Genomic DNA, 12076 nt, shown 5'->3' with positions numbered 1-12076 from the left:
GTTGGTTTAATTTATTTATTATTTTTTCCATTTTAATCTAAGACTATTACTCACTACACTTACACTACTTAAAGCCATCGCCGCTCCGGCAAGCATGGGATTCAAAAGGAATCCGTTGATAGGATACAAAACTCCCGCTGCTATCGGAATACCGATGACATTATACAGCAAGGCCCAAAATAGGTTTTGTTTGATGGTTGCAACGGTTTGTTTGGATAGCTTTATGGCTTCTGGAATTTTGTTAAGATCGGACGAGATTATAGTCATTTTTGCCACATCCATAGCAATGTCACTTCCTTTTCCCATTGCAATGCTCACATCGGCTTGCGCCAAAGCTGTACTGTCATTAATTCCGTCGCCAACCATCGCCACAATTTTTCCTTCGCTTTGCAGTTGTTTGATGAAAGTCGCTTTTTGCTCGGGTAAGACTTCGGCTTTATAATTGGTGATTCCGGTTTTTTGGGCAATAGACGCAGCCGTAGCTTCATTGTCACCGGTAAGCATATAAATGGCAATTCCGGATTCTTGTAATTGCTGAATTGCCTCAATGGATGTTTCTTTAATTTTATCTGCAATGGCAATTACTGCTATCGCTTGGCTATCGTCTGAAAACCAAATTACCGTTTTTGATTCGGTGCTCCATTGATTGGCTTTTTCAATAAGCGTTTCCGAAAGAGTTAGATTTTTTTCGAGTAACAGTTTTTTGTTTCCAACAAAATACATTTTGCCTGCCACGGTTGCCATAATTCCTTTTCCTGTTATGCTTTCAAAATGCTCCAATGCAATACTGTTATTGTCATCAAAATGTTTGATTACGGCTTCTGCCAAAGGATGTTCGGATTGCTTTTCGATACTGACCAAGATTTGTTTTAGAATTTCACTTTCGTCAATCCAATGTGAATCGGTTACAACGGGTTTGCCTTCGGTGATGGTTCCTGTTTTGTCGAGAACAACTGCATTCACTTTTTTGGATAGTTCTAGACTTATCGCATCTTTAATCAATATCCCTTTTTCGGCACCTTTACCTATTCCGACCATAATCGCGGTAGGAGTGGCCAAGCCCAAGGCACATGGACAGGCAATGATCAAAACGGTAGCAAAAGCTATCAATCCTTGTGAAAATCCATTTTCGCCTCCTAAAATGACCCAAGAAGCAAAGGCAATAAAGGCAATTAGAATTACTATGGGAACAAAAATCCCCGCTATTTTGTCCACCAGCTTTTGGACAGGGGCTTTGCTTCCTTGTGCTTCCTGTACCATTTTGATGATATTGGCTAGCATCGTTTCGGAGCCTATTTTCTCGGCTCGGAATTGGAAACTTCCTTTTTGGTTAATGGTTCCGGCATAGACCTTTTCGTTTTCTTTTTTCAGGAGCGGAACAGGTTCGCCACTCAGCATGCTTTCGTCAACGTATGAATTTCCTTTGGTCACGACTCCGTCCACTGCAATTTGCTCTCCTGGTTTTACAAGAATAATGTTGCCGTGGTTTACTTTGTCGATTGGAATTATAGTTTGTTGTTCGTCACTGGTAATAATGGTTACGGTTTTGGGCTGTAATCCCATCAGTTTTTTAATGGCCGAAGAAGTATTTCCTTTGGCTTTTTCTTCCAGTAATCTTCCCAGTAAAATAAAAGTGATGATTACCGCTGCCGCTTCAAAATAGACATGGGCGTGTAAACCTCTCTCATGCCAAAAATGGGGAAATAAAGTATTGAATACACTAAAAGTATACGCCACTCCTGTTCCCAATGCCACCAGCGTGTCCATGTTGGCTGAACGATGTTTGGCTTGTTTCCAAGCATTGATGTAGAAATTTTTGCCAAACCAAACGATTACAGGAGTCGATAAAAGCCACATGATTTCGTTGGCATAGGGAATATCCATAAAAAACATCCCAATAACAACGACTGGTAGTGTAAGCAATCCAGCCCAAAGCGTTTTCAATTTCAGTTGACTGAATTTTTTTCCGTGTATTTCTTCGAGCGTTTCGGTTTGTTTACTGTCCTTATCGATGAGCAAATCATAACCGGCTATTTGAACAGCATTCTTGATTTCGCCAAGGGTAATCATGTTCGGTAGATATTCTAGGGCTACTGTAGCTGTTGCAAAATTAACCGATGCGTTAACGATTCCAGGTTGTATTTGTATGGCCGTTTCCACTCCGACAGCGCATGAAGCACAGCTCATATCCAGAACAGGGAAGCTTTTCTTTACGGTGGTCACGCCATAACCCAAATCCCGAATAACACTTATTGCTTCCGGTAATGCTTCCGGTTTTGAAGCCGTAATCACAGCTCTGTTATTGTTGAGTTCCACTTTATGAGAATCGATATTTTTTATTTTGGAGAGGCCATTATCAACGATAAGTGCACAATGTTCGCTCTCAACATCTTCCAGCGGAATATAAAATGTGTTATTTATAGGAGTTGCCATTTTTGTATGGTTTTAAGTTTACAATACAAAGTTCAGCAGATAATCTCCTAATAAGTTACAGGTTTTTGTAAAAGAGTTGCAAGACTTTGGAACGTTTCAATTTGGGCATGACCTCGTTACAAAATTTGAATTTCATAACAACAATTTAGGTAACGAGGGCGGGCTCTACACTGTATTCCCGATTAACAAAAACTACGGCAAAAAAAGCCTTGTTTTTCTAAATCGGGAGATGCCGTTTCGATCCCTCATGCAAATCCGTTTGCATAACAAGATTTTTGGTTTCATTCCCAATCACTTTGTTTTTTTAATTAATTTAGATTGTCTTTTGATTTCTTAAGATTTAAATTCTCAAACTGTACTGTTATGTCAAACATTGGATTAATAATAGAAGAAAGAGCAGCCGATATAGGGAACTTTCTTGTGGGTAGATTGTTACCCTTTCGCGAAAAGCGAGCCGTAGGGCCCTTTGTGTTTTTGGATCATATGGGACCGGCAAAACTAAAAGAATACCAAAACTTAGATGTTGGACCCCATCCACATATTGGATTATCGACACTCACGTATTTGTTTGAGGGTGCAATACTGCATCGGGACAGTATTGGCACCGAAATGGAAATAACGCCTGGTGCCGTCAATTGGATGACTGCCGGAAAAGGAGTGGTCCATTCGGAGCGAACACCAGAGCGTTTGAGAGCTACCGATAAAAGTCTGCATGGTTTGCAAATTTGGGTGGCTTTACCCAAAAAAATGGAAGACATAGAACCTTCTTTCTTTCATATAGAAGCCAAAGACATACCCGAATGGCAGCAAGATAACGTCACCATAAAACTTATTGCCGGAAAAGCTTTTGGAAAAGAATCTCCTGTTCCTGTTTACAGTCCTTTGTACTTAATCGAAATTAAAAGTACTAGTACAGCCACTCTGGATATAGGCAAAGACCTTTTCGGAGAAAGCGCTTTGTATATTTTGGAAGGTGAAGTTAAAAATGATGGTAATACCTACACCTCAAAACAAATTTTGGTAGCCAAGGAAAGTAGTCTTTGCCAGTTTGAGATGAGCGAAAATTGTACGGTTTATATTTTTGGAGGCGAACCTTTTCCGGAAGAGCATTTCATTTATTGGAATTTTGTGCATTCCGATAAAGCGGTAATTGAAAAAGCCAAGCAGGATTGGATTGATCAAAAGTTTCCGAAAGTACCAAATGAAACCGAGTTTGTACCCTTACCACAACCTAAATTCAGATAATTATCATGGCAAAAGTGATCGCTCATATCAAAGAAGTTCTTTTTCAAATCGAAATTAAGTCTCCTACAGGAAATACCATTATTGCTGACGAACCTGTAGAGAAAGGAGGGAAGGACACAGGGTTTTCACCCAAAGAATTACTTACGGCATCATTAAGTGCCTGTACATCGGCAACACTGCGGATGTATATTAATAAGAAAGGCTGGGACATACCTGAAATAAAAGTAGAAACAGAACTAATCGAAATGGAAGGTAAAACTCTTTTTACCAGAAAACTTGAGTTTGCGACCACAGTTGATGAAGATCAGAAAAAGCGTTTGATTTTAGTAGCAAATGCTTGCCCTGTTCATAAGATACTGTCCGGTACTATTGAAATCGAAACAGAATTATTATAATAGAAAATATTATTTTGACACAAAACAATGTAACAATATCTCATAACGTTCAAGCCACAACTCAAAAAACAAATCCTTTTAGATTCAAATATTAATCCTTACTTTTGAACCTCATTAAAAAAACAAACAATATGGCGTCTATAACATTAGGAGGAAACCCAATACACACTTCAGGTGAATTACCAAAAGTTGGTTCAAAACTAGCTGATTTTAAATTAGTTAAAAACGATTTATCTGTTGCTGATTTAAGCACTTTTGCAGGTAAAAAATTAGTTTTAAATATTTTTCCTAGTATCGATACAGGAACTTGTGCAACATCAGTTAGAAAATTCAACGAAAGTGCAAGTAACTTGGCAAACACTACTGTTTTATGTATTTCAAGAGATTTACCTTTTGCCCAAAAACGTTTTTGTGGTGCTGAAGGTCTTGAAAATGTAGTAAATCTATCTGATTTTCAAGAAGGTGCTTTTGGGAAAAATAATGGTTTAGACATTGTTGACGGGCCTTTGGCTGGATTGCACTCAAGAGTTATTATTGTCGTTGATGAGAACGGTGTGGTAACTCACACGGAACAAGTAGGTGAAATTGCAAACGAACCAAATTACGAAGCCGCTTTAGCAGCACTTTAATAGTCTATAATGGAATTTCAAAAAGACAATACATTACTTACGGGCCGATTGAAAAGCGTGAAATTCGCTTTTCTAGGCGCCGTAAAATTAATTACTACCGAGCACAGTATTATGGTTCAATTTTCAATTGGAATCTTAATGAGTATTGCCGGTTTTTATTTTCATATTTCTAGTACCGAATGGCTTTTTCAGACTTTGGCTATTGGATTAGTTATGAGCATTGAAGGGTTGAATACTGCTGTCGAAAAAATAGCCGATTTTATCCACCCAAATTATCATGAAAGAATTGGTTTCATAAAAGATATTGCTGCTGGAGCAGTATTTTTTGCTGCATTAACAGCAATCGCAATTGGTCTAATTATTTATATCCCAAAATTTTTATAGGTTCAATTAAATTCAAGAATGGCAAAATCTACAAAAAAAGAATCTTTAGATACAAAAAAGGAATCGGAATCTAAAGGCATAAGATCATGGGAATTCACCAAACAGCACAAAATTGTTTTGGGATCTCTTTTGGTATTATTTTCAATCGCTTTATTAGTCGCATTTGTTTCCTTTTTTATCTATGGAAAAATCGACCAAAGCGCTGTTTCCGAATTAACAGACCGTAAAGAAGAAGTTCAAAACTGGCTTGGTAAATTTGGAGCCTATCTGGCTGATTTGTTTGTATACAGAGGTTTTGGTATTGCTTCCTTTTTATTTGTGCGTTTATTTTTCCTGACCGGAATGTATTTGGTTTTGAGTCTATCGATTAAAAAACTAAAAGGAGTTTGGTTTTGGGATTTATTTGCTGTTATTGTTTTATCTGTTTTATTTGGTTTTTTTGCCACTTCAATGCCTGAATTGGGCGGAACAATTGGATATGAATTGAATTTATTTTCACAAGATTACATTGGCAAAACAGGAACACTTTTGGTTTTAGTTTTTGGATTGATTATTTATTTGATCTTCAAACTGCAGGTATCACCAGAAAAAGTGCAATCCTTTTTTGAAAGTACCAAAAAAGAAATTAAAGAGGACTTGGCTTCAGGTCCTGTATTGGCTTCTACTGAAAGTGCTTATAATCTTGAGGAATTTGCAGTTGAAGAAGCTGAAGAAGAAGAATTGGATGATATCCATTTGAAAACAACAGGATCTCAATTTGAAATCAACAAAGAAGCTTTGAAACCAACAATTTCAAATGCTTCCGAAATCAATTTGGAACCTACTCTCAAACCGCTTCCGATGGAGATTTTACCTACGGTAGAACCTGTTAAAGAAGAAGCTTTTGTAATTGAAAAAGCAGTCGAAGAAGATATTATTGAAGATAATTTGGCTTCACGCTTAGTATCTGATTTTGGTTTGTTTGATCCTACTTTGGATTTATCCAATTACAAATACCCAACCATCGATTTATTAAAAGAATATTCGACAGGAGGAATTACCATTAACCAGGAAGAACTGGAAGAGAACAAGAATAAAATTGTTGACACCCTTCGTAATTACAAGATAGAAATAGCGCAAATCAAGGCGACTGTTGGACCATCGGTAACTTTATATGAAATTGTACCAGAAGCAGGAATTCGTATTTCCAAGATTAAGAGTTTGGAAGATGATATTGCTTTGTCACTTTCGGCATTAGGGATTCGTATTATTGCGCCTATTCCAGGGAAAGGGACAATCGGTATAGAGGTTCCGAACAAGAATCCAACAATGGTTTCGATGAAAAGTGTGATTGGTTCTGCTAAATTCCAAGAAGCGGAAATGGAATTACCTATTGCCCTTGGAAAAACTATTTCGAATGAAACTTTTGTGGTCGATTTGGCCAAAATGCCCCACTTATTAATGGCGGGTGCTACAGGGCAAGGAAAATCGGTGGGATTGAATGCAGTTTTGACATCGCTTTTATACAAGAAACACCCTGCTGAGGTTAAATTTGTATTGGTGGATCCGAAAAAAGTAGAACTTACGCTTTTCAATAAAATAGAAAGACATTATCTAGCGAAACTACCTGATACTGAAGATGCGATTATTACCGATAATGCAAAGGTAGTTGCTACATTGAATTCTCTTTGTACGGAAATGGACAACCGTTATTCGCTATTGAAAGATGCGATGGTAAGAAATATAAAAGAGTACAACGAAAAATTCAAAAACAGAAAATTGAATCCAGAGAATGGACATCGCTTTTTGCCTTATATTGTATTGGTAGTGGATGAGTTTGCCGATTTAATTATGACCGCCGGTAAAGAGGTTGAAGTACCGATTGCCCGTTTGGCACAATTGGCTCGTGCTATCGGTATTCACTTGATTATTGCGACACAAAGACCATCTGTGAATGTAATTACAGGTTTGATCAAAGCCAACTTCCCTGCGAGAATCGCTTTTAGGGTAACCTCTAAAATAGATTCAAGAACAATTTTAGACACTGCAGGAGCTGACCAATTAATAGGACGCGGGGATATGTTGTATACCAACGGAAATGACGTAGTTCGTGTACAATGTGCCTTTATTGATACACCAGAAGTTGAAAAAATCACTGATTTCATTGGTTCGCAAAAAGCGTATGCTACGGCTTATTTGCTTCCTGAATTCATAGGAGAAGATGGTGGAATTAATTTGGAAATGGATATTTCTGAAAGAGACACTTTGTTTAGAGAAGCTGCTGAAGTAATTGTAAATGCGCAACAAGGATCTGCTTCGTTATTGCAACGCAAACTGAAACTGGGCTACAACAGAGCCGGTCGATTGATTGACCAACTGGAAGCTGCCGGGATTGTAGGTCCTTTTGAAGGAAGTAAAGCCAGAAGTGTGAACATACAAGATATGACAGGACTGGATCAGTTTTTTAATAATGAAAGCTAGGTTATTGGACTTTTGGATTATTGGATAGTTCGATTATTAGATTTTTAGACTTAGAATAGCACATAATAATAGAAATTTAGCTTTTTTTTAGATGCTTTTCATTTTTTAGGTCTTTACATTTGCACCAAATATGATATTACACGAATGCGTGAGGGATAATAGCTAGCTACCGAAGTAGCGCGGATAGCCCGACGCCGTTGAGGAAAGGGGCTTTGTAAGCGGTGCTATCAGTAAGCCCCTTTTCTCAACGGGGTCACGCCCAAGTGATTATAATATTCAATTACATACAAAAAATCATTAATAAGCATACAACAAAACACAGAACAAATGAGATTACAAAACAATATGGGAGTGAAAATGGTGATGGGACTTTTGGTTGCCTTTTTTATTGGATTTTCGACTCAGGCACAAGATAAAAAAGCAAAAGATTTACTGGATAAAGTAACTGCCAAAGTAAAAAGCTACGATAATATTACGATCGATTTTAAATATTCTTTGAATAATGCCAAGGAGAACATCAATCAGGACAGTAAAGGAACTGTAGTGATGAAAGGCAATCAGTATGTGTTGAATTTTATGGGAATCACCAAGATTTTTGACGGTAAAAAGAATTATACTATTGTTCCTGAGGATGAGGAAATCACTATTTCGAAAGTAGATGAGAAAGACGATGCGGCTATCACACCTTCTAAAATGCTGACTTTCTTTAATACTGGATATAAATTCTCAATGGATATTGTTCAAAATGTAGGTGGTAAAAAAATACAGTACGTTAAATTGACACCTACAAGTGCCAAAGATCAAAGAAAAGAGATTTTGGTAGGAATCGATTCCAAAACCAACAATATCTATAATGTCATAGAAATTGCGAAAAAAGGCACCAAAACTACATTGACGGTTAATTCTTTTAAAACAAATCAGACATTGCCGAAAAATCAGTTTACCTTTGTTGCAAGCAAATATCCCAATTATTACATCAATAAATTAGACTAATTATTTAGGTGAAGATTCTAGACAGATACTTATTAAAAACATTTCTAGGTACATTTGCTACGGTATTTGTTATCCTTTTTTTTGTGTTCATCCTGCAAACGGTCTGGTTATTTATTGCCGAATTGGCCGGTAAAGATTTGGATTTTGTAATGGTTATCAAGTTTTTGGCTTTTTCGATGCCTCGAATTGTGCCTTTGGTTTTACCTCTATCTATTTTATTGGCTTCGATAATGTCTTTTGGGAATTTATCTGAGCATTACGAATTTGCAGCAATGAAATCTTCGGGTATCTCATTGCAAAGAGCCATGAGAAGTTTGACTATTGCTATTGCGATATTGAGTATTGTGGCCTTTTTATTTGCCAATAATGTTATTCCGTATGCCGAATTTAGGTTTGTCAATTTCAGAAAAAACATCGCCCAAGCTAAACCTGCACTTGCTATTACCGAAGGTCAATTTAGCGACGTTGGTATGTATAATATAAAAGTGAATAAAAAATCGGGAGAAAATGGAAATCATCTTACAGGGATTACCATTCATCAAAAATCCCAAAATGGTGATGGTAGCAAAACGGTAATTCGCGCAACGGACGGAGAATTGATCAGTAGCGATAAAACAAGTATTTTGCAATTGGTTTTGAATGACGGTAATTATTATCAGGATATTGTACCTAAAAAATATGAGGATCGCGATAAATTGCCTTTTGCTAAAAGTTCCTTTAAGAAATACCGAATCAATATAGATCTGTCCCAATTGAATAAAGTGGATACTAAAGACGAAACAGTATCTGCTACCAACTCGATGTTGAATGTAAGTGATTTGCGATACACATTGGATTCCCTGACTAAGAACAGGAATACTGAAATTGTTTCATTCTCTGAAAACAGTGGAGCAAGAATAGGTACTCTAACCGATAATAAAGCCCCTCAACCTGCAAAGAAAAAGCCTTTGATTAAAAATTTGTTGTCAATCTATGACAACAAGCAAAAAGCTGAAATTTTAAAAGCCGCCACTAGTAATGCTCAAAGTACATTGTATACTATTGATGCCACAAGAAGCGAACTAGACAGTAAAAAGAAAAATATAAACAGCCATATTTTATCCTTAAATGATAAATTTGTCATTGTTTATGCCTGCTTTTTAATGTTTTTTATAGGAGCGCCATTAGGAGCGATTATTAGAAAAGGAGGTCTTGGTTTACCCATTGTATTTGCGGTTTTAATTTTTATATCCTTCCACTTTATCAATACGTTTGGGAAAAGAATCTCGCAAGAGGATGGTTTAACCCCTTTTCTTGGAGCTTGGATGTCGTCTATGATTCTGACGCCGTTGGCTGTTTTATTGACTTATCGTGCTACTAATGATATTGGTTTGATTAATATGGATGTACTATTAACACCTATACAAAAAGCATTTCAAAAATTGTTTCAAAAAATAATTCCATCTCAAAATAAAGAATAAGATGTCTACCACAAAAATACAACTCAACACAATAGAAGAGGCTATTGAAGATATTCGTCAAGGCAAAGTAATTATTGTAGTTGATGATGAAGACCGTGAAAATGAAGGTGATTTTCTAGCCGCAGCCGAAAAAGTAACACCAGAAATGATCAACTTTATGGCTACCCATGGTCGCGGTTTAATATGTGCACCATTAACGGAAAGCCGTTGTAAAGAGCTAGGATTACACGTTATGGTTACCAATAATACCGACCCTATGGAAACTGCTTTTACGGTTTCGGTGGATTTAAGAGGCAATGGAGTAACTACAGGAATATCTGCATCAGATAGAGCAAAAACAATACTTTCCTTAGTGAATTCAGATACAAAACCACATGATTTAGCACGTCCTGGGCATATATTTCCATTGATTGCCAAACAAGGAGGGGTTTTGAGAAGAACGGGACATACCGAAGCTGCTATTGATTTTGCCCGTTTGGCAGGATTTAAATCGGCTGGAGTAATTGTCGAAATCATGAATGAAGATGGTTCTATGGCCAGACTTCCACAATTAGTGAAAGTTGCCAAGAAATTTGACTTAAAATTGGTTTCTATCGAAGCATTGGTTGCCTATAGAATGCAGCACGATAGTTTGATCGTAAAGAAAGAAGATTTTGATATCGAAACCCGTTTTGGGACTTTTAGACTTAGAGCGTACCAACAAACAACCAACAAGCAAATACATATTGCTTTGACCAAGGGAACTTGGAACATCGGTGAACCAATTCTAACCCGTATCAATTCTACTTCGGTGAATAATGATATATTAGGGACGTTGACCAATGATGCCAATAAGAAACTGGATGATATGTTCCAATTGATTAATCAAGAGGGAAAGGGGGCTGTTTTGTTCATCAACCAAGAAGTAGCATCGATAGATTTATTGAACCGCATTTCGGAATTGAAGGTTTTGCAGGCTAAAGGCGAATTTAAAGCGCCACAAGTAAAAATGGACAATAAAGATTTTGGTATTGGTGCTCAAATATTGCACGATATCGACATTTCCAAAATTCGATTATTGTCGAATACACAGCAAACCAAACGTGTTGGTATGATAGGATACGGTTTGGAGATTAAAGATTATGTATCGTATTAATTTTTATAATTCTTAGTAATTGGTTTAGACTGATTAGATGAATCCTTCGGAAAGTAATTTCGAAGGATTTTTTTATTCTATATATTACAGAACGTTAATTATATTGATTAAATGAATTGGCCCTTTTTTATCGCCTATTCAACATTCTGTGTGCTATCGTTTGTTAGTATTTGAGAGGTCAGTGGATAATCTGAAGGACAAGTACAGTGTACTCTTTAAAACCCACTTAATAATTAAATTTAGGATGTTAATTGCAGTTTTTAGGGGTTAATTATGCAATAGTTTCGCTATTATTTAGTCAGCTTTTTGAACTGGTATAGCTACATTATAGAGGTGTGATAGACTTTTTAATTCTTGAAATTCTATCCGATTATACAACGCAAAACATGTTCCAGCTGAAGACCTGAATACGAACAAAATTCCTCTATAGAAATTAACTGATGTGGTTCTTTATTCAAGTTGTCTTTAATTTTGTTTAAATACAACCTCGCCTGTCTGTATGTTTTACCAGTAATACGTTGTACATCTTTTGGATAAATACATACCCTGATGTTTGCTGCTATCACACTCTTACTTTTAATACATTATCCATACTTAGGGTAGGGCTTTGACTCCCTTTCCCTAACTGGAACAAATTTAAGAAAATTACTTCTCTTTTGAATAACTTAAATAGGTTATTATAGGCTTTTTACTACCGTTTTTGACCATTACCTTTTGAAATTTGATTTAAATGATGAAATATTTGCCCAGATCAATCCCGATTTAGTTGCAACGAATATTCAGGACGAAAGAGTAGATCAATCATTTTTAAACTTAAACTTAAATTTTAAACTATTATGGCAAAACAAAAAGGCATAATTAAATTGAAAGGTACTATCGGGGATATTACTTTTTACAAATCAAAAGATGGGTACATTGCCCGTGAAAAAGGAGGCATTGATG

10 protein-coding genes are annotated in these 12076 nt (G+C 36.5%); 8 read left to right on the top strand and 2 right to left on the bottom strand.

Going from position 1 to position 12076, the window contains the following annotated elements; translation table 11 throughout:
* Positions 1 to 18: 18 nt before the first annotated feature.
* Positions 19 to 2433: a heavy metal translocating P-type ATPase gene (locus AC1DY0_RS15435; RefSeq protein ID WP_477189476.1), complete on the bottom strand. Its 2415-nt coding sequence runs from the start codon at positions 2431 to 2433 to the stop codon at positions 19 to 21.
* 363 nt (positions 2434 to 2796) lie between these two features.
* Between AC1DY0_RS15435 and AC1DY0_RS15430 the strand changes: the two genes are divergently transcribed.
* The 8 genes from AC1DY0_RS15430 to ribB all read left to right on the top strand — a co-directional run bounded on the left by AC1DY0_RS15430 (position 2797) and on the right by ribB (position 11134).
* Complete coding sequence (locus AC1DY0_RS15430) at positions 2797 to 3678, top strand: pirin family protein (protein WP_477189475.1); 882 nt, start codon at positions 2797 to 2799, stop codon at positions 3676 to 3678.
* A gap of 5 nt (positions 3679 to 3683) precedes the next feature.
* Complete coding sequence (locus AC1DY0_RS15425; protein ID WP_477189474.1) at positions 3684 to 4073, top strand: OsmC family protein; 390 nt, start codon at positions 3684 to 3686, stop codon at positions 4071 to 4073.
* Positions 4074 to 4204: 131 nt separating this feature from the next.
* Complete coding sequence (gene tpx / locus AC1DY0_RS15420; protein WP_477189473.1) at positions 4205 to 4702, top strand: thiol peroxidase; 498 nt, start codon at positions 4205 to 4207, stop codon at positions 4700 to 4702.
* A gap of 9 nt (positions 4703 to 4711) precedes the next feature.
* Positions 4712 to 5086: a diacylglycerol kinase family protein gene (locus AC1DY0_RS15415; RefSeq protein WP_477189472.1), complete on the top strand. Its 375-nt coding sequence runs from the start codon at positions 4712 to 4714 to the stop codon at positions 5084 to 5086.
* A gap of 18 nt (positions 5087 to 5104) precedes the next feature.
* Positions 5105 to 7546: a DNA translocase FtsK gene (locus tag AC1DY0_RS15410; protein ID WP_477189471.1), complete on the top strand. Its 2442-nt coding sequence runs from the start codon at positions 5105 to 5107 to the stop codon at positions 7544 to 7546.
* Positions 7547 to 7873: 327 nt separating this feature from the next.
* A complete protein-coding gene (gene lolA1, locus AC1DY0_RS15405; protein ID WP_477189470.1) occupies positions 7874 to 8539 on the top strand; it encodes an outer membrane lipoprotein periplasmic chaperone LolA1 in 666 nt (221 codons plus the stop codon).
* Between the two features lie 8 nt (positions 8540 to 8547).
* Positions 8548 to 9999 (top strand): LptF/LptG family permease, encoded by a 1452-nt coding sequence (locus tag AC1DY0_RS15400; RefSeq protein WP_477189469.1) that lies wholly within the window; start codon positions 8548 to 8550, stop codon positions 9997 to 9999.
* Position 10000: 1 nt separating this feature from the next.
* The gene (gene ribB, locus AC1DY0_RS15395) at positions 10001 to 11134 is read left to right on the top strand and encodes a 3,4-dihydroxy-2-butanone-4-phosphate synthase (RefSeq protein WP_477189468.1); all 1134 of its coding nucleotides are present in this window, start codon (positions 10001 to 10003) and stop codon (positions 11132 to 11134) included.
* A 362-nt stretch (positions 11135 to 11496) separates the two neighbouring features.
* Here ribB and AC1DY0_RS15390 read toward each other — a convergent pair whose 3' ends face one another.
* The gene (locus AC1DY0_RS15390; protein WP_477189467.1) at positions 11497 to 11700 is read right to left on the bottom strand and encodes a hypothetical protein; all 204 of its coding nucleotides are present in this window, start codon (positions 11698 to 11700) and stop codon (positions 11497 to 11499) included.
* Positions 11701 to 12076 lie beyond the last annotated feature (376 nt).

It is taken from the genome of Flavobacterium sp. P1_E4 (assembly GCF_056405915.1).
This window is presented reverse-complemented; position numbering and strand designations above follow the sequence as displayed.

What these genes read in the sequence shown, in the direction of transcription:
- AC1DY0_RS15435 (WP_477189476.1), bottom strand. Translation starts at nt 2,433, where the DNA reads ATGGCAACTCCTATAAATAACACATTTTATATTCCGCTGGAAGATGTT.
- AC1DY0_RS15425 (WP_477189474.1), top strand. Translation starts at nt 3,684, where the DNA reads ATGGCAAAAGTGATCGCTCATATCAAAGAAGTTCTTTTTCAAATCGAA.
- ribB (WP_477189468.1), top strand. Translation starts at nt 10,001, where the DNA reads ATGTCTACCACAAAAATACAACTCAACACAATAGAAGAGGCTATTGAA.
- AC1DY0_RS15410 (WP_477189471.1), top strand. Translation starts at nt 5,105, where the DNA reads ATGGCAAAATCTACAAAAAAAGAATCTTTAGATACAAAAAAGGAATCG.
- lolA1 (WP_477189470.1), top strand. Translation starts at nt 7,874, where the DNA reads ATGAGATTACAAAACAATATGGGAGTGAAAATGGTGATGGGACTTTTG.
- tpx (WP_477189473.1), top strand. Translation starts at nt 4,205, where the DNA reads ATGGCGTCTATAACATTAGGAGGAAACCCAATACACACTTCAGGTGAA.
- AC1DY0_RS15430 (WP_477189475.1), top strand. Translation starts at nt 2,797, where the DNA reads ATGTCAAACATTGGATTAATAATAGAAGAAAGAGCAGCCGATATAGGG.
- AC1DY0_RS15415 (WP_477189472.1), top strand. Translation starts at nt 4,712, where the DNA reads ATGGAATTTCAAAAAGACAATACATTACTTACGGGCCGATTGAAAAGC.